This window comes from Paenibacillus sp. FSL F4-0125, from assembly GCF_038008565.1.
GTDB lineage: Bacteria > Bacillota > Bacilli > Paenibacillales > Paenibacillaceae > Paenibacillus_AQ.
Window position 1 is genome coordinate 4,881,883 of record NZ_JBBOZJ010000001.1, and the last position, 19,730, is coordinate 4,901,612.

At 46.1% G+C, this 19,730-nt stretch carries 9 protein-coding genes; 2 read left to right on the forward strand and 7 right to left on the reverse strand.

What is annotated here, in order from left to right:
- Positions 1-65 precede the first annotated feature (65 nt).
- Together NST74_RS21780 and NST74_RS21785 are read right to left on the reverse strand one after the other, a co-directional pair.
- Entirely contained in the window at positions 66-956 is an 891-nt protein-coding gene (locus NST74_RS21780; RefSeq protein ID WP_042130063.1) for a carbohydrate ABC transporter permease, read from the reverse strand.
- Between the two features lie 27 nt (positions 957-983).
- On the reverse strand, positions 984-1,940 hold the full coding sequence (locus NST74_RS21785; RefSeq protein ID WP_076117156.1) for an ABC transporter permease: 957 nt from the start codon (positions 1,938-1,940) through the stop codon (positions 984-986).
- A 227-nt stretch (positions 1,941-2,167) separates the two neighbouring features.
- On the opposite strand from NST74_RS21785, the gene NST74_RS21790 reads away from it, so the two are divergent.
- On the forward strand, positions 2,168-3,922 hold the full coding sequence (locus NST74_RS21790) for a sensor histidine kinase (RefSeq protein WP_341114404.1): 1,755 nt from the start codon (positions 2,168-2,170) through the stop codon (positions 3,920-3,922).
- A 410-nt stretch (positions 3,923-4,332) separates the two neighbouring features.
- On the opposite strand, the gene NST74_RS21795 is transcribed toward NST74_RS21790, so the two are convergent.
- The 3 genes from NST74_RS21795 to NST74_RS21805 form a co-directional block, all read right to left on the reverse strand.
- Positions 4,333-9,144 carry an S-layer homology domain-containing protein gene (locus NST74_RS21795; RefSeq protein ID WP_341114405.1) on the reverse strand — a complete coding sequence of 1,604 codons (4,812 nt, stop codon included), beginning with the start codon at positions 9,142-9,144 and terminating at the stop codon, positions 4,333-4,335.
- Positions 9,145-9,427: 283 nt separating this feature from the next.
- Positions 9,428-10,969 carry a response regulator transcription factor gene (locus NST74_RS21800; protein ID WP_341114406.1) on the reverse strand — a complete coding sequence of 514 codons (1,542 nt, stop codon included), beginning with the start codon at positions 10,967-10,969 and terminating at the stop codon, positions 9,428-9,430.
- A 232-nt stretch (positions 10,970-11,201) separates the two neighbouring features.
- A complete protein-coding gene (locus NST74_RS21805) occupies positions 11,202-13,526 on the reverse strand; it encodes a glycoside hydrolase family 95 protein (protein ID WP_341114407.1) in 2,325 nt (774 codons plus the stop codon).
- A 253-nt stretch (positions 13,527-13,779) separates the two neighbouring features.
- Between NST74_RS21805 and NST74_RS21810 the strand changes: the two genes are divergently transcribed.
- On the forward strand, positions 13,780-14,649 hold the full coding sequence (locus NST74_RS21810; RefSeq protein ID WP_341114408.1) for an AraC family transcriptional regulator: 870 nt from the start codon (positions 13,780-13,782) through the stop codon (positions 14,647-14,649).
- Positions 14,650-14,720: 71 nt separating this feature from the next.
- On the opposite strand, the gene NST74_RS21815 is transcribed toward NST74_RS21810, so the two are convergent.
- Together NST74_RS21815 and NST74_RS21820 are read right to left on the reverse strand one after the other, a co-directional pair.
- Complete coding sequence (locus NST74_RS21815; RefSeq protein WP_341114410.1) at positions 14,721-16,781, reverse strand: alpha-galactosidase; 2,061 nt, start codon at positions 16,779-16,781, stop codon at positions 14,721-14,723.
- A gap of 554 nt (positions 16,782-17,335) precedes the next feature.
- Complete coding sequence (locus NST74_RS21820; RefSeq protein ID WP_341114411.1) at positions 17,336-19,717, reverse strand: glycoside hydrolase family 95 protein; 2,382 nt, start codon at positions 19,715-19,717, stop codon at positions 17,336-17,338.
- Positions 19,718-19,730: the final 13 nt, after the last annotated feature.

Consider the following 19,730-nt stretch of genomic DNA (forward strand, 5'->3'; position numbering starts at 1 on the left):
CACCCCCCTTCAGGGCCGCCTGCCGGACAAGTCATCCCCAGCAGGCGTTCGGTTATTTAATCATATTAACTCTTAACAGCGCCCAAAGTCATACCTTTAACAAAATACTTTTGCAGGAACGGGTATACAAGAACGATAGGCAATGTTGCTACCATCGTCGCCGCCATCCGGATCGTATCACTTGAAACGGCATTCCGTTTGGCGGAGTTTGCCAGCATTTGCGATTGCGATACCATACCTCCGGTCTGGAATTGGCTCAGTATTTTGACGAGTACAGCTTGTAAGGTTTTCAAGTCTGAGCTATAAGTGAACGCATAGGAGTCAAACCACGCATTCCAATGCGATATGGCTTGAAAGAGTCCCACAGTTGCGAGTACTGGTGTTGTCAACGGCAGTACAATTCTGAAGAAAATCGTGATATCATTCGCCCCGTCTACCTTCGCCGATTCCTCGATCTCACCGGGCAGACCCTCCATAAAGGTACGGACGATAATCATATAGAAGACATTCATCAAGCCTGGCAAAATAAATACGGAAAATGTGTCAATCATGTTTAGCGCTTTAAGCACCATGTAATAAGGGATCAGCCCGCCTCCGAAATACATCGTAAAGACGAAGTAAAGGTTCCAGCCCTTGCGCCCCACCAGATTCTGGCGGCTTAGTGGATAAGCTAGCATCGTAATCACAAAAACCGACAGTGGCGCACCAATTACGGTTCGTTTTACAGTGACCCATATTCCATTCATAATTTCGGTATCTTTCAAAATTTGGTTGTAGCTATCAAAGGTGATATCTCTGGGCCAAAAGTAGACGCCACCCCGAACCGTATCCTCCGCAGCATTTAATGAAAGTACGAGAATATTCCAAAAAGGTAAGAAGGTAACTAGCAACACAAGAATAAGAATCAAATATACAAAAGACTTAAAGATATGATCTCCGTATCTATTTAAAAACATCTCAAGCGCTCCTCTCCATTTTGTTATTTAGAACAACGCTTGGTCGTTCACTTTTCTAGAAATCCGATTCACAATTACAACAAGAATGAAGGCAATAACGGATTTGAATACCCCCACCGCAGCCCCGTATGAGAACATGCTGTTTTGCAACCCGTATTTATATGCATAAATATCGATAACTTCTGAATATTCAAGCACGGTGTTATTTTGCAACAGATATTGTTGTTCAAAGCCAGCGTTCAAAATACCACCGACTGCAAGAATGGCCAAGATCACGATGGTTGGCCGCAAAGCAGGTAGCGTAATATTCCACATTTGCTTAAATCTGCTGGCTCCATCTACCCTTGCAGCTTCGTAAAGCTCCGGGTTAATAGCGGATATTGCAGCTAGATACATAATGGCGCTAAAGCCCATTTCCTTCCACATATTGGACAAGGCGATAATCCACCAGAATAAAGGTCCGTTTTGTAGAAAAGCTACCGGCTCATTCACAATCCCGAGCGTAACTAGCAGGTTGTTGAACATCCCATCGGATGCCAGCAACGTGATTACAATGTTCGCGGCGATAACCCAAGAGATAAAATGCGGTAGATAGGAAACCGTCTGTACGAAGCGTTTAAAAAATCCCTGTCTTGCTTCATTCAGCACAAGCGCGAGTATGATCGGCGCCGGAAACCCGAATAACAAGGTCAAAAGGCTTGTCGCAAGCGTATTGCGCATTACACGGTAGAAATCTCCTGTGGTGAAGAAATACTCAAACCACTTGAAGCCTACAAACTCAGCATGGAAGAATTGTTGGAAAAACGACCCTCCGCCCGGCTGATAGTTTGTAAATGCCATATACATACCAAACATAGGTCCATAGGAAAATAGCAATGTCGCAATTATGGCAGGCAGCATCAGCAAAAATAACCATTTCTGCTCTTTTAATCTGTACCAAAGATTATTGCCCCTGACTGTTTTGATAGCGCTTGCTTTATGCATCAAATACCCTCCCTTTTTATTTAGTGCAGCATGCCTTGCTACATCTCGATTCAACTTCTCTCCTATTCATCTTAAGTCCGCATAGGGCTCCTTTCTATACTTCAATCCTCCGAATGATAGCGCTTTTTAAAGGAGTTTCGGAACATTCGAGCATTGGATTTCGATATTCAGTCTGATATGATAAACTTGGCTTTCCGTGAATTCACAGTAAAGAAGGGACTTCTACGATGCGTCATTTTTACAAAAAGTATATTTATATGCCTTTTATCGACCTTAGCTTTCGCTCCAAGCTATTCCTCGTGTTCGTTCTGGTCACCATTATTCCAATGATGCTTTTTGTCTATTTTTCATTCGAACTTACAAAATCAAAGCTGACCGATCAAATCTACATCAATATGATGAATTCAACGGCCCAGATCAACAAGAACCTGGAGAACAAACTGGACAGCTATGAGCATATTTCCGCTTCTATTTACTTGGATAATAGGCTAGCCACTTACCTCACGAGCGAATATCAAGATGATCCATCTTATCTAGACGTCTATCAATATATTGGCAATCGTATAGACACGGTAATGGCTGCCTATCCCGATTTTGGTAGCGTTTTCATTTATTCCGACAATCCATCACTGCCCAAAGATAATTACTATATCAAGCCGGTTACACCGGAAGTGAAGGAGACAGAGCTGTACAATCAGCTGATGCAGTCTCACGGGAATATTATTCATCTGTCCTCACCGCAGTCACAAGATAATCCCGCAATGTTTACACTGGCTAGGTTACTGAACAATAATCGCAACCAATATCCCTACGGTATTCTGGTCTTCGAAATATCCGAATCGGTGATCTATTCTTTAATGGAGAAAGAAGCAGGCGGCAAAGATATTTTTATCGTTAATGACAAGGGCCTTATTTTATCAGCCGCCGACAAACAATTATTAAATACAAGTCTGCCGGAAATGCTTGATCAGAACTTTGATGAATTGCCTTCTGGCAGATTTGATACTACATATAAAGGAGAAAAGGCTTTCGCCGTCTATAACACGCTCACAAATGGATGGAAAACCGTCTCTATTTTCCCTTATGACAGTATCATTCAGGATGCGAAATCACTGTCAGAGCTCATCATCAAAATTTCTTTAGGCTTTATAGTCGTCGCATTATTGTTGATTTATATTACTGCATCGATGTTTAGCAAGCGTATTCGAATGTTAATCCGAATGATCCGGCGGTTAGAACGTGGTGACTTCAACCCTACGAATGATGAATATTTAGGCAATGATGAGATTGGCCAGCTTCATTTTGCCTTCAAGCAAATGACTACACGTTTAAAGAGTTTAATTACCGAAGTCTATCAGAAGGAGCTACAGAATAAGGAGGCAGAGCTTGACCTGCTTCAGGCCCAGATTAACCCCCATTTTCTGTACAATACACTGGGCTCCATCTCGTCACTTGCCTTAAAGCATCAAGATACTCGTATTCAGGATTTGGTGCTTCATCTCGCCAAGTTTTATCGAATATCGTTGAATAAAGGGAAAAGCATACTGACCATCAATGAGGAATTAAAGCTGACGCAGAGCTACAATGCCATTCAGCTGATCCGATTCAAAGGACAACTGAACATCACCTACAATGTGGATGAAGCGATCTTACCTTATTCTACAGTCAAGCTTGCCTTACAGCCCTTTGTAGAAAATGCGGTGCTTCACGCCGTCTGGAATCAGGAAAGCCCGCTTAATATCCATATCAAAGGCGTAGTCGAGGATAGTGATATTATTCTATCTGTAATTGATGATGGCATGGGGATGAACCGAGAGACACTTCACACTTTGCTTGACGATAAACCCGGACGAGGGTATGGGATTTCAAACGTAGATCGAAGAATAAAACTGAGATTTGGTGAGAATTACGGCGTTACGGTGTTTAGTAGGCTCGGAATAGGAACTACTGTGCAAATTCGCTTACCACAAAAGGAAATGTAAGGAACGACGCATCTGAATAACCGCAAAGCTTATTGAGAAATCAGGAATATTGATTAACAATTAGGGAAATCCTCCCTGAAATTTGGCGATTTTTGCTCATTATACTGATAATCAAGGAAATCCTCCTTGATTATTTGCTGATTTGGAGGTAAATTCAGAATTCGCCCGATTATTAGGTAGGATTTCCCTAATTACATTGCATCCAGGAGTTTTCTGGCTATTTTCAGGGGGATTTTCCCTAATTGCTCTCACCTAGCCTAGTTACCACGAGCTTGCCACGAGCCCCTCGATATAACCATTATCATTGGGACGCTAGCTACTTACTAAAGCTTCAGTGAACACCAAAAACGAAGGAGCTAAGCATCTAGAGATTGCTTAACTCCTTCGTTCAACTGTATATTTGCAATGTTTTACTTCATAATCAAGTTATAGATCACTTGAGTCGCTTCTGCTCTGGAAGCGATCCCTTTTGGTGCAAACAGACCCTGACCTTGGCCTTGAACCAGTCCTAGGCCGGCTGCACCCTTTACAGAAGCGGCTGCCCAAGAGGAGACCTGCTTCATATCGGTGAATGCCACGTCAGTTGAAGCCACACTTCCTTTGCCATTCTTCAGTTCATAGGCTTTCATTAACATGACCGTGATTTCTTCACGGGTGATCTGTGCGCTCGGCTCAAACTTGGACGTACTTCTGCCGCTCACGATACCGGCCTTGTAAGCGATAGAAATGGACTCTGCATACCAAGCAGACGGTGACACATCAGCAAAGCTAATATCTCCCTTAGTGGTCAATCCAAGAGAATGTACGAGCATAGAGGTGAACTCGGCACGTGTAATCGCAGGGTTAGGTTCAAACTTGTCTTTGCTAGTCCCTTGAACATACAGCTTCGCTGCCAGCTCTTGGATTGCAGAACTAGCCCAGTGATTGGCTGGCACATCTACAAAGGTCCGTTTGAGCTCCAGAACAGCATATTTGCTGAAGTGATTAACTTCTGCTGTCAATACACCGCCAGCATAATTTGCAGGGATATATTCCAGCTTACCGTTATCCGCAATATAGTAAATGCCTCCACGCTTGGAATCAAAACCTTCTCCCACTGTCAGACTTAGCGTAATGGGTTGATCAAACGTAGAGAGCGTTTCTATTGTGCCAGTTTTCGTGGTCACTGACAGACTGAACTCATAGACATCCCCCATGAGTCTAACCTGTGCATGAGTAGTTCCCGCCGCTGCTGCAATGATCTCATTAGCCTTATTGCTCAGTGGTACTAATTTCAGGGTTATCGTGCTATCATCCCGCTGAGCTTCCGGTAGCTTATTCTGCAATTGACGTAGCAGATCCGCAGGCACCTTTATGGAGAACTTACCGGACTTCAAAACCAGCGTATGATTCGCCAACTGACGAACTACATCAGAAGATAATTGTATTTGCTGTATGTCTCCCTTTATCTCCACGACTACGACTACTTCACCAGACACACTATCCACTTTCAGCATCTCTGACGTAAGAAGCAAGGTTCCTGTAGCATTATTTTGACCTGCATTGCTACCAGGGGTACCGTTATTGTTGCCCGGATTACCTGGTACTTCAGGATTTCCCGGTTCTCCAGGGGAGGCTGCTTTGACTGTAACTTCTGCCGCAGCTTTGAAGCCGCCGTCTACCGTTTCCACAGTAATTGTGGTTTTCCCAGCATTTACAGCCGTTACCGTTCCGTACACTACGGTGGCAACAGACGTATCGCTCGAAGTCCAGTGTACTGCTTTATTCGCCGCCTCTTCCGGAGATAGCGTAGCCGTCAACTTTCCGGTTTCACCAGCGGTCAATGTTAGCTCTGTCTTATCTAGCGTTACACCTGTTACTTTCTTAGGTGCAGCTGTTAATTTTACCAATTTTGATTCAGTCGGCTGCAAGGACAATGCGAGTGTTCCTGTAATCATCGAAACCTCTCCTGTCCAAAGGTCTTGCATTGTGTACGATTCCGCTGCATCCAATCCAGCGCGACCGAGATTCACTGCTTTGTCTGCCGCGGCATTGGCACTGTAGTTGAATACGGCCATATAATAATCGTTGCCGTCTTTCATAACAAAAGTATCCGCTGCATTCGCATTCGTATTTCCTTCCAGCGGCTTGAATACTTTTCCTTTTAACGCTAATTCGAGAACCTCCATGTTGTTAAACAAGGCAGTCATATATTCTTGTGCCTTTGGATCGTTAACATCATCAGAACCGAGAAGTACGGTACCGGCGATAACGCCAGAGTTCATGCGGCTACGAGCTTCAGTTAAGCTGGAAGCACGGGCCAATGCCAAATGATCGGGATCCGTATAGGTGTAGATCGTGCCATTTTGCCAGAAGCCATAAGTTAACGAATTCAGCATGTACTCCGTTTCATTGATCTTGCCGTAGGTGTCGCAGGAAATACGTCTGCTGTGTGCATATTGGCTTGGAAAGATTGGTGCAATAGATGCGCTAATGAACATTGTTCCGTCCAGACGTTCTTTCACATAACGCATTCCTTCATTATAAGCTTGGATTCCTGTCGTTACGGTTGGATCAAAATGTTGCCCCTCAAGCGAACCATGCGTCAAGAAATCTAATTTGATGAAGGTAAAACCCAGATCCTTAAATTTATCCAAAAAATAATTCATGCGCAGCTTAGCACCTGGATGTGTCACATCCAAAGGAAAAGCTCCATCCAGCGTAGGCAGAGGTTTACCCTCGGCATCCTTGAGGACAATGTCGCCGTACGTATACTTATTGTCGGTTCCCTCTACAAACTGGCTCATATTGTTGCCCCAATAGACAAATGGAGCCCAATAGATACCTGCATGCTGTCCATTGCCCTTAATTACTGATACAGCGTCAGCAAGCTGCTTATCATTCAAATTATCCCAATAGGAATCCATATTAATAAATACATTACCATTATTGTTGAAATCATTTAGGTGCTCTTTATAGTAATTGGAGACATCCACAACGTCCTGATATGAAAGTGTGCCTTCGTAAGCTCCCCAGCTGTTAAAGCCAACCGGTACGCCTTGCGGCAACTCAGGATTCAGCTCCAGCGGAGGTGTGATGATCGCATTAGCTTTTCCGTATTCCTCAAGCCCTGTGCGGTAATCACTGAATGCCCCTACCATAATCATCGGCGAAGACAATTCCGCGCCTGTAAGAATGCCATGAGGCTGGGTATCCCGTGTAACATCGCTGGCTGCTCCTCCATAAACCGCTAGCTCATTCAGCCGATTAGAAGAGCCCTTCCAGTCAATTCCGGTCTTCCACGTATCATGAGTGACCGACCCGAGCACAAGACCGTTTCGTGTCGAGTTATTAAAGATAGTCGTCATTTCATAGCTGGTATCCGCACGGTTCATAGATTGTGATTTATAACGAATCCAAGCATCATTGTCAAAAGGAACGGTCAGTACTCGGTTATCTGCACTGGCACCGATATCCACACCACCAGAACGTTTTACAGTAATAGGTGACATATAATTCGTCTGCAGCGCCGTATCGCTAACGGCATCCAGACGAGTTAAGAAATACTTCTGATCGTCATAAAACTTGTAAACCTGCTTGAGGGTCGGCTGTCCAACAGAAGTGTGGACAAATGTAAGCTCCACGCCTTTGCCGAAGCCATCCTGAATTTCTACCGGAGCACCAGCATTTGCATGATTCTCATAGCTTTTAGTCTCGATAAGAGTATCACCGAGTTTGATACTGCTATAGATGCAATGCAGCTTCTGACCATCCGTCCACTTGTAGCTTGCGTATCCAGACTTGGTATTAAAGGACACTTCATAGGGTCCATTCGATACGAGCGTCCCATAAGTATATTCGGTAACAGTGATGGCCCCGTAGTTATTTGAAGTCCCCGGTGTCCCCAGATCACCATCCTCTTCAACGGGAGGATTAGGATCTGTACCCATTGCCGGTTCTACAATGATGCGATCCAGATCTGGCGCATACCAATTGCCGTCTGAGAATTTAATTGTATTCTCGCCTTCGTTCAGGGGCAGTGTAAGCTCATATGTGAGAGCCGTATCCCAGTCTGGTGTCTTGGGCAGTTCATAATACTGCTCTGCCCCACCATTAGCGCTGACGTATAAGCTGCGCGGGTCACCTGAGAAATAAGCTACCGTAATTCGATATTCCCCTGTCATAGGAGCCATAATCTTATTGAAAGTTAAGGAACTGCCACCATTCAGATACCCTACCTTCTGTCCACCGGAAGCATTCGGGCTATCGCCAACTCGTGCTTCTCCAGTTAAATCATTGACCGGAGACTCCGCTTCATAACTGATCGTATACGGAATGACTTCAATTCGGTCGAAATCTGGAGAGTACCAGTCATGATCCGAGAAAGTGATCTTATTCAACCCTTCTTGCAAGGAGACTTCCACATCATAAGTTCCTACCGTATCCCAGCTTGCCGTCTTTGGCAGATCAATCAATTCATCCAGTCCATCATTCACCTGCATATAGACAGGTCGCTGGTCACCGGAAATATAGGAAATACGGATCAAATACGTTCCCGCTGCCGGCACAGTGACATTTGTGAACTGTAAAGTACTGTTTTTATTCATATCCTTTACAATTTTCCCGCCGGAAGCAACACTGCTGTCCGCTATCTTGGCGTTGCCTGTAATTATATTTTCAAGCGCTTCAGCTTCGATGACTGTTCCATGCAGCTTCTCCTTCCAGTCGCCTCCAGATCCTTCACTTGGGTCGCTGTCGTCCAGTCCACGAATTACGATCTTGTCGATGTCTGGAGAATACCAGTTGTTGTCATCAATCAGGACGCTGTTCTCTCCAGCATTCAGCGGAAGAGTCACATCATAAGTTCCCACCGTATCCCAGTCCACTGTCTTGGGTGGTTCTTCAAACTGCTTATCGCCGCCATTAGCACTGATATTGAATGGCCGCGAGTCGCCAGAAATATAATACACTGTAATTTTATAATTCCCACTCTCACTTACAGTCACATGATTGAACTGCAAAGTGCTTCCTTGATACATGCCTCCGACTTTCTGCCCCCCGGAAGCCGCTGGGTGTTCAGAAATAGAAGCATTGCCAGTCATAGTATTTCCATCAGCTTCAGCTTCATAGATAGTTGCCGTATCATCGGCATAGACGCTTCTGGCGAACTGACCACCGCTGCCCATTACCAAGCAGATCATGACAAAGAACAAGAACCCTCTTTTCATTGCTTTCCCAAACATTTAATCCCTCCGTTTGTAGGTCTCCTTGCACATTGGTGATATTCGGGCTATAGCTGTCCATCAAGTCATCAAAGGGGTGAAGCAACATCTTGAAAGCGCTACCGATTTTCGATGAACTAAAGCTCCTTTGATTGCCTTGATGGATGAAGCCACTCACATGTGCTGAGTTATATTACATGCCTAATTGTAAAAAGCAGAGGGGCGAATATCCATATCGCAAGTTTACTATTCGTAAGGGAAAGTAACTTTTATTTCATATTACCGTACTGAAGTGCTGGCACACTCACAGACTCTTCCTATACTCGTTAGGGGTAACGCCTTGGTTCTTTAGAAATAGGGAAATAAAATAAGACGTGCTTTCGTAGCCGACTCTTTGGGCGATATCCTGAATTTTGAGCGAGCCGTCGGCCAGCAACTCTGTAGCCTTATCGAGCCGAATACGTGTTAAATAATCGTGAATCGTGATACCGGTCTTATCCTTGAATATGGAACGCAAATAGTTGGGAGACAAATAAACCTGATCAGATAAGCTATTGATCGTAATCGGCTGATCAAAATTCTGATCGATCATACTGCGAACCTTGTGAACCAGCTTCGTATTTTTGTCCATAAGACGCTCACCCAGCATACTCATAGCATTACCTGCAGTGCCCAGGATCAAATCCTCAATCTCATTCAAAGTCAGTGCATTATAGATAGAATGATATAATTCCGCCCGCTTAACCCCTTCAGGAACAGGCTGATGTAGTTGCTCCAGCAGTTCATCAACAAGATCAATCGCCCAGTCACAGATATTTTTTTTCTTGATTCTTAGTAGGGCTAAACCCTCGAAATACTGATGAAGCTTCTGTGCAGCTTGCTCGAAATCTAGCTGATTGACAGCCTCAAACCACTCTTTTCTATTAAATGGCGGCACATGTTCGCTATCGAACTGGTTTGAAATCGCCAAGGCATGAATAATTGAACCCGTCCCTTTATAGAAGCGTTCATTTAAGATCTCACGCGTCTGCTTATATAGACAATGTATCTCCGTTAATTCGGTTTCCTGCGCACCTACTGCTGCCGTCACTGTGAAATCCAGTCCGCTTCGGATAGCTGCCGCCAAATCCTCCCATGCATAATACCCTGGCTGTTGGCGCGCATCCATAAACACACCTACTTCCCCATCATTATAGGGCACAAATACCGTCTCTATATTCTTCGACTTGAAGAAATGATCCAGAAAAGCTACCAACCGGTTCTTACAATCCTCCAAACTCTGCTGTTCACCCTCTGCCTCAATGGGATCGATACTGAACAATGCCATTGCGAAGCGGTTCTTCTCAGGCTGACGGGTAAGCTTACAATAGCTGGTCGCCAGATCAGCGACGTGTTCCGCATTTTTTTCATAGGAAAGCTCCTTAAGAAGGTTAGTTTTGGCCGCCTCCATGGAACGTTTCTTCATTTGAACTTCCTCACAGCGCTGCTTCACCTTCGCGATAACGCTTCCAATTTCACTTAAATCGAGCGGTTTCAGTAAATATCCGACAGCACCTACATTTAGAGCCGATTTTACATAGTTGAATTCGTCATGGCCAGTCAGGAACATTAACTGCATCCAGTCATAGTTCTCATGAATTTTTTTAGCCATTTCTATACCGTTCATGATCGGCATCTGAACATCTGTTAGAATAATATCAGGTCTAATGGCCTCTATCTTTTCTAAAGCCTCTCTACCATTACTCGCAGTTCCGACGACATAGATACCCATTTCTTCCCAGCGGATATAGTCTCTCATCATCTCAAGGCCCATTTCTTCATCATCAACTAGAAAAATACTGTACACAGATGTCCCCTCCTCTTTGTTGTCTACTTCTTCTATTATATTCTTTTCCTCTTAGGCGAATATGTTCCAAATAAATGAAAGTTATTTTCAAGCATAAATCGTTAATTTGCAGTTATCGCAAAAGGGCTACCCGGCCCATAGCAGACCGAATAGCCCTTTAATCATGCACTAATAACTAATAGACCAGCATTCAAACGCATAATTAAAGCGGGTGGCATTCCACGCCGAATCATTATACCAACTCCAACTGGCTGTTGAAATAGTAGCTTCCTCCTATTTCTCCTTGAACAGTAGTTCTTCTATCTCCCAACCGAAGTGTCACGGTTCCTGGCGAGTAAGTACGGATCGTAGCTTCCACCAATTGACCATTGTCCCAAGCTACATCGACCTCAGCATTTCCTTTGGCCCGCAGTCCAGATACCGATCCTGTACCCCATGCTTTTGGAAGCGCAGGCAGCAGATGTATTTCACCCTCATGGCTTTGCAGCAGCATCTCGGCAATAACAGCCGTACCCCCGAAATTCCCATCGATCACAAAAATATTGCACTCCGCTCCTCCAATGCCTGATTTGGAAAAGCTAAATAAATTATCGAAACTGAGTCCGCCTATCAAATGAGAAATATGATTAAAGGCCTTTTCTCCATCGTACAATCTAGCAAAGCCGAGTCCGAACAATGCGGCGGTAAATTCCACATCCTCTAGTTCTTCCTGAACCATCCGGTTCTCAAGTGTTACTCTCACCGCAGCGCTAAGTTCAGGTGTCTTTTCCGGTGTGATCTGATTACTTGGATATACTGCGTATAAATGAGCCAAATGCCGATGCTCCGGCTGCGCTTCCTCGTAGTCCTCGAGCCACTCTTGCAGTTGCCCTCTCTTGCCGATCTGAAACGGTGGCAGCTTGGGTATTGCTTCCTTCAGCTGCTCCTGTAGTTCCTCGTCCGTATTCAGTAGTTTCGCAGACTTTAAGCAGAAATCAAAAAGGTCTTTCACCAGCATCTGATCCATGGTGGTCCCCATAGACAACTGCTGTGCCCCCTCGCTGCTATCCGCAGGATAGAAATGATTCTCCGGCGAGTTCGAAGGTCCGGTCACTAACCAGCCGTATTTGGGATGAATGGTCATATAATCCAGGAAGAATGCTGCGGCTTCTTTTAGCACTGGATAGGCCTGTTGCTCCAGAAATACACGGTCCTGACTGTATTCATAATGCTCCATCAGATGCGTCGCAATCCATAGCCCACCTGTTACGTTTAGTCCCCAAGAGGTCTCCCAGCCCGGAGCCGTGAATCCCCAGACATTCGAGAATACGTGTGCTACCCAGCCTTTGCTGCCATAGAAATCGCGAGCGCTTGCCTTTCCAGCATGAGACAAATCTTCAATATAGCGCATTAATGGTAGATGACTATCCCCAAGATTTACGACTTCCGTCGGAAAGTAATTCATTTGTGTATTGATGTCCAAATGATAGTCACAGCTCCAGCCCATACGGCAAGCCTCACCATCATTCCATATTCCCTGTAAATTCAGCGGTAACGGGGAGTCTGCCCGTGCTCCAGCGATAGTCAGGTAACGTCCGTACTGCAGGAACAACGCGAACAACTGCGAATCCTCCTCCTGGCCCTGTGCCAGTAATCGAATACGCCTGTCAGTCGGCAGATTCACCTTCCCCGTGGTACCTAATTGGATATCCACCTTACCATATTCTTGCTCATAATCTTCGATATGATCTTCTTTTAACTGCGCATAGCCTTTAAGCAAAGCCTGCTGTAAAGTGCTGCTGCTCTCCATTTCCCACTCCGAGTTACTACGGTTGTAATCGGTGCTGACGGCAAAATAAATTCGCGCCTCATTGGCGCCGGCAATTCTCAATTGACCTTCCCCTCTGTACATCGTACCACCGGAAATGCTTACCTTAATTTGTCCTTTTGCCCATACCCCGCAAGTGCCGTCACTATGCACATTTTCTGTGGCTTGTCCTCTGAATTCAATAGTGTCGTCATTCACGACTTGAGCCGTAAGCGACTCTGAACCGCCCTCCAGACCGATCGTGAAGGATACGCCCCCCCGTTCATCGCTCCAAATTCTTGAAACCACCAGATCATCAGCATGAGAGGCGAAAATCTCACGATGCAGCGTTGTTCCTTTACTCTGAACCACTGTCCGAGCCACCGCACAGGTTAAATCCAGCTCTCGCTCGATTGCCGCTGCTGACCCGGAATCCGTATCCTGTTCTACAAAGTCAATGACGACCTCGCATAATCCAAGATTCGTACCGAAATTCCGTTTCTTCGGCTGCAGATGTTGTTTGGCTAGACGGTCACCTTCGTTATAATCACCGGCAAAGAAGTGTTCTCGCATCTCTTCCAGCGCAGCTTTACCACCGAAAGGCGCGAGCTCCGGCTCGGCTTGACCCGACCAATAGGTAACCTCAGTCATGTTCCATACCTCACGATACGGAGCAGCCATCACTACTGCACCTATTCTTCCGTTGCCCAAAGGCAAGCCTTGTGACCAATTCGTTGCAGGGGTAGAATACCATAATCTAAAGTCGCTCATTTTATCTTCTCCTGTCTTTACTAGAATCTGTGTAATTGTGATAACGCTCTAAATCTGTTGTTAATTAGTCCGTAAAATAATCTCAAGCCATTACTGATTAACTCTCTCTTAAGACGAATCACACTTTCTTTTACCTACCTAATAGGTTGCCAATTCATTGCGTTTATCGTAACATTTGGTATGGCTAACTGTCTTTGTTGACCTGTTCGATTATTTGACGATTAGTACGGTAATATAAGAAAAGAGGGGCCGCATGAAAAAACTATCTGAAATGACACCGTATGTCGGCGCAATCATGCCTTATGTGTACGACGGCAGCAGCAATGAGCATCTGAGAGTCGGTAATGCATACGCGTTCCACTTGTTTACGGATGGCCCCGGTGACATGGAGATCGACGGAATACGTTATCCGATTGAACGGAGGACGCTTGTCTTTCTCCGTCCCGGTCAGCCCCATGCTTTTCATATCATGCCTTCTCATCCACTGTCGTCCTACAACATCTATTTTGATTTATGGGACAACCGCTCTCCAGTATCCAATAATCTTTCATTTATCCATGCCCCTGAAGTCTTACAATTTGAAAAAAAAGCCACCGAAGCACCCTGTGCAGAGCTGAATGAGTTGCCTTGCGTATTTCCTCTAGCTAAATATCCCCTGCTATACGATAGTCTTGTGATGATTGCCAAGTCTTACAATAACGCGCTGTTCTATCGTAATGAGATGGCCATTAGCTATCTGTACGGCTGGATCTTGAGCTGGTATAATGCCCTACATCAGCATCAGCCAAGTGATTATCGTATTGTCCGCCTGCTGGAATATTTGAACACCCACCCCGAGCGTGGTAAATCTATCGAAGATTGGGCACAGTTCTGCGGGCTCAAGCGGACATATTTCCACCAGCTGTTTCTACGGGAGACTGGAATGACGCCACGCGTCTATCATCATCATCTGGTCATGAGACGGGCGGCAGGGCTGCTTCTGGAGAGTGAGCTTAGTGTGACTGCAATTGCCGAGAAGCTGGGCTATCCTTCCATCCATCCCTTCACCAGACATTTCAGTGCCTGCTACGGCATTAATCCAACACAGTACCGCCTTAATCCGCTAAGCCGAATACGAATGTAAGCCTTCAACAAAAAAGAATACGCGCTATCCGCGAGAAGCGGTTGCGCGTATTCTTTTTTCAATGTGTATAATCAGTTGGCTTTTACCGTTAATTTGAAGATTTTGGACTCTGCCGGCTCGAGCGTAACTACAAGCTCTCCCACTGCTTCTCCTGGTGTACCTTCCCATAGATCAATCAGTTGGTAAGCCGTTTGACCCTTCAGCCCTGCACGCTCCAAGGAGATCGATTTATGAGCTGAATTCACAGCATCATAGTTGAAGACAGCAAGATAGAATGTATTGTCTTCTGTATCTTCAAGTACGAAAGCATCGGAAGCTTGCTTGCCAAGATCCCCTTCAACAGGGTGGAAAGTTTTCCCTAGGCGGGCGACATCCATAATCTCTTTATTGCCCAACCATGCTTTGGCCCGGGCGGCGGCTTCCTCTTTTCGGAAATCATCCCCTAACAGCAGTACCGTTCCAGCGATGACCGAAGCAGTCAGCCGACTCCGTCCTTCATGCCAGCCAGTGGCATCTTGGTTATGGCTCTTGTAGAGCACGGAATGATCCGGGTCATTGTAATGGTACAAGGTATGACTCATCCACCAGCCATGTGTCACCGAGTTGAGCAAATATTCCGTATCGTGTAGCGTGCCGAATACATCACAGGATACCCGGCGGCTATGTGCAAACGCATAAGGGAACAATGGCGCGATGGACAGATTGATAAAGAACGGCCGACCGATTACCTCTGGTGAGAGCTTGCTCTGCAAGTAAGTCATTCCATAGTGATACGCTGCTATTCCCGTCGTAATCTCCGGATTGTAATGCTGCCCTTCCAGCGCACCGTGCGCCAAGAAGTCTAGCTTGACATACTCGAAGCCTTCCGAGATGAATTTATTCGTGTACCAATCTATTCTTTGCAGGTTTCCTGGATGTGTCGGGTCAATGGCCAGTCCTCCATCAACATCCGGCAGAATTTCTCCTTCACTGTCCCGCAGCAGGATATCACCATAAGTGTATTTTCCGTTTGTACCTTCCACGGTATCTCCGAACTGAGCCGGACTTCCCCAGAAGGCAAAAGGCGTCCAGTAAGTTCCCGGTCTATGACCATTCTCCCTAACCAGGTCCAGTGCATTCTTCATTTCTTCTGGTGTGAAATTGTCCCAGAACGCATCAAAGTTGATGTACAGCGTGTCCTCATTCTGGAACCCTAGCGGCTGCACTTCATTCTTCAGAAAATTACTAGTGGACGTATACAGATCGTAATCAAGCTCAGCCATTGCCGCAGACCAGCTATTCCAGCCGATAGGAACGCCGCCATCCCATGACAGAGGAGCCTCTATCCAGGTATTAGCCTGACCGTACGCTTCAAGACCTTTTCTGTAATCATCATAGAACCCTACGAAAACGAGCGGCGACTCTACTCTTGTTCCTTTCACATAACCATGTGGCTGGGAATCGCGGGTCATTTCACTTACAGCGCCGCCGTAAAGATCCAGCTCCACGATCCCTCCGCTCTGCTCGCTTTTGATACGAATCCCTGTTTTCCACACCTTATGTGTAATGGAACCCATAATAATTCCCTGCCGGCTTTCCGGCGCGAACATTGCAGTAACTTCATAGCTTTCCGTATCCATCGGCGGTTTCACTACTGTATATCTGACCCATTTGTCGTTGTCATACGGCACACGCAGAATGCTCGGTTCTTCTGGTTGACCTGACTCCCCGCCAATTGACACCGATTTGGTCTGAATGACCGCCATCCGGTTCGCCTTAATCTCCTCGTCACTTGCAATTACAATTTGCATCAACACAAACGAAGAAGATTCATAAATATAGAAATGCTGCTCCAGCTGTGGCAGCAGGGACGTTTCGTGCAAAATGACCACATGAACACCTTTACCAAAACCCTCGCGAACTACTACTTCCTGAGACTTCAGTGTGTGATTCTGATAATGTTCAGTGTTGTATTCTCGACCCTGCCAGCGGAATGCGCTGCGAATCCCTTTTACATGAGAAGTGTTTCCACGGGCAACGGATGCTTCACCCGTCCCGAGATCAATTTCCAGATTCACCTCATCATTGGTTACACGGATAAGAGTTGCTGTGTCCGTATTCACTTTTACCGTTGTAGCACCATCAGTTAGCATGATTTGCCTCCTTGTTACTGCGTTTTGGACCTTGAAGGCGGCAGGCTCTGTACCTGTGTCCCCCAAGTATGCCCTCATTATAAAGATCAAATAAAGCGTTTTCTATACAACGAGCTACCGATCCATACCGTGATCTAACACAACTCAAAAACAAACCTAAATCTCCCTAGTATTCATGTCGATGACAAGATGAAGAGGGTGTATATATAATACTTCGATGCTCAACAATTTCGTATCCACACTTCGTTTTCACCTTCGGACCGCTAGAAGAGATAGATTAGGGAAAACCTCCCTAAAAAAATCCAGAAAACACTATATTTCAATGTAATGAGGGAATTCCTCCCTAAAAAACAGAGCGAATTCCAATTTCACCACCAGATCGGATGAATTTCAGGGAGAAATTCCCTGATTGTTAGTCTTGCGAGCAGAAACCTCCGAATTTCAGGGAGTTTTTCCCTAATTGTTGATCAGCATTATATTCGTACAAAAAAACAGCAGCAGAGCCTGCAATTCAGGTCCCTGCTGCTGTCCATATTCCTAAATGAAAATGACTATTATTGCTCACCAATCATAAGCTTGTAGGTCTGGCCGGCGGTCGTAGGAAAGCTTACCATTCCATCTGCGGAACGGTCACACTTCATTTCATTACCGCCATTACTCACTATAATCGAAGCATCTGTGCGGATCACACATTCATTGCCTAGTAGGGAGATAATCTGCGCTTCCACGAAATGCCCTTTATCCCACTGAATACTAACTTCAAAGCCACCGCGGGCACGCAGCCCCGCCACGCTTCCCTCCTGCCATTCATCTGGCAGTGCAGGCAGCAGATCCAGATACCCGAGGTGAGATTGTAGTAGCATCTCAGCAATTCCGGCAGAAGCGGCGAAGTTACCATCAATTTGGAATGGTGGATGTGCACCAAGCAGATTGGCATAAACGCCGCCGTGACTATACTGTTCGGACTCCCCGTCCTTCACCAGCCGCAGCATGTTTGAGAGCAGGCGTAGTGAGCGGTTGCCATCCCGGAAGCGGCTCCAAAGCGCAACTCTCCAGCCCAGACTCCAGCCTGTGCTCTCATCCCCGCGCCGTTCAAGTGAGGTTCTGGCTGCAGCGAACAGCTCAGGGGTCTCTGCTTCTGTCAGCTGCCGGCCCGGATAGATGCCGGCCAAATGCGAGGTATGTCTATGATACATATCCTCATCCTCAAAATCTAAGGACCATTCCTGCAATTGTCCGTACTTACCAACCTGCAGTGGCAATAGACGCTTACGAGCATTCACCAATTCTGCACGCAAATCTTCATCTGTTCCAAGCGTTATTGAAGCTTCGATACAATTCGTAAACAGTTCCCAGATGAGCGAAATATCCATCGTGGCACCTGCGCTAACTGCTGCTAAACCCTCCGCTGTCCGGAATTTATGCTCCGGTGAAGTAGATGGGGAGGTAATAAGCCTGCCGTTGCCGTCATCAATAAGCCAGTCCAGTGCGAACAGGGCTGCCTCCTTCATTACAGGATACGCTGAAGTCCGCAAATATTCCTCGTCTCCGCCAAAAGCATAATGCTCCCAGAGATGCTGTGTCAGCCAAACACCACTCATCGTCCAGTAAGCCCAGCTTGGATCTCCGTCACCATAATCTCCCACCGGTGCTGTTTGTGCCCAAATATCCGTATTATGATGAGCTACCCAACCTCGGGCACCATAGTTGACTTGAGCAGTCTCCGTACCCATTTTCGCCAAGTTGCCGATCATATCCAGCAGCGGCTCATGGCATTCTGCCAGATTACAAATTTCAGCTGGCCAATAGTTCATCTCTGTGTTGATGTTAAGTGTATAGTTACTGCTCCACGGCGGACGGGTAACCGCATTCCAGATTCCCTGCAGATTAGTAGCTTGCGTTCCGGGGCGCGAGCTTGCGATCATCAAATAGCGCCCAAAATGGAAGAGTAGCTCAACAAGACCGGGATCTTGTGCCGAGTAAGTCGTAATCCGCTGCTCTGTGGACATCGCCTCCGGGGCTAACGTCTTACCCAGCTGGAGCTTCACCCGGTCGAAAAGTGATCGGTAATCGTCGATATGCGCTTGAAGCAGACTGTCGTAAGACTTTCCATTCACATCTGCCAAGTAAGAAGCAGCAATAGCAGAAGCATCTTTCCCCTCAGCTCCCGGGATTTTATCAAAGCCGTTAAAGCCTGTAGCCGCGCTGAAATAGAAAGTTGCAGCCGTTCCTCCCAACAGATGAATTCCACTACCGTCAACGGTAACTTCCCCACCCTCTGCTACTACAGAGAGCTGTCCTTCAAAGGCCATGCCCTTGCTCTTGCCAGATTCTCCGTATTGGATGGGATTGTCACTCCAAAAATAGCTTGGATCAACATGCTCCGGTGCAATTCCTGAGAGTACAAAGTTATCCCCCTGCGCGTGAAGGCTATGCCGAAGGGAACTATCTAGCGTAGCATGTACATTCAGCGCTCCCGGTGCACTTGCAGTCAGTCGCAGCACGAGCAGCTGATCAGGATGTGAAGCGAACATCTCACGGGTATAAGTAACATTACCAATCTTGTATTCAATGCGGTGAACCGCATGTTCAATATCTAATGTCCGCCGATAGGATTGATAAACATCGCCATGCTCAAAACGAAGGAGTAATTCTCCAAAAGGCAGATACGATTGGGTGTACGGACCCAACATCTCTCTAGTCAGAGTGTCCGCTTCAGTATAGCGGCCCTCCTGAATCAGCTTTCGTACTTTTGGCAGAGCCTCCTTAGCACCGGGATTGTTCCCATTATTTGGGAATCCGGACCATAATGTATCCTCGTTTAAACTGACTTTCTCCTTCTCCACACCGCCGAATATCATACCACCCAGACGGCCATTCCCAATCGGAAGCCCTTCGGTCCATACATTTGCTGGCTTGTCATATTGAAGTTTCATCGGTTCTCTCCCT

Excerpts from the sequence above, each read along its gene's own strand:
- NST74_RS21780 (WP_042130063.1), bottom strand. The coding sequence starts at position 956 with ATGTTTTTAAATAGATACGGAGATCATATCTTTAAGTCTTTTGTATAT.
- NST74_RS21785 (WP_076117156.1), bottom strand. The coding sequence starts at position 1,940 with ATGCATAAAGCAAGCGCTATCAAAACAGTCAGGGGCAATAATCTTTGG.
- NST74_RS21790 (WP_341114404.1), top strand. The coding sequence starts at position 2,168 with ATGCGTCATTTTTACAAAAAGTATATTTATATGCCTTTTATCGACCTT.
- NST74_RS21795 (WP_341114405.1), bottom strand. The coding sequence starts at position 9,144 with ATGTTTGGGAAAGCAATGAAAAGAGGGTTCTTGTTCTTTGTCATGATC.
- NST74_RS21805 (WP_341114407.1), bottom strand. The coding sequence starts at position 13,526 with ATGAGCGACTTTAGATTATGGTATTCTACCCCTGCAACGAATTGGTCA.
- NST74_RS21810 (WP_341114408.1), top strand. The coding sequence starts at position 13,780 with ATGAAAAAACTATCTGAAATGACACCGTATGTCGGCGCAATCATGCCT.
- NST74_RS21815 (WP_341114410.1), bottom strand. The coding sequence starts at position 16,781 with ATGCTAACTGATGGTGCTACAACGGTAAAAGTGAATACGGACACAGCA.
- NST74_RS21820 (WP_341114411.1), bottom strand. The coding sequence starts at position 19,717 with ATGAAACTTCAATATGACAAGCCAGCAAATGTATGGACCGAAGGGCTT.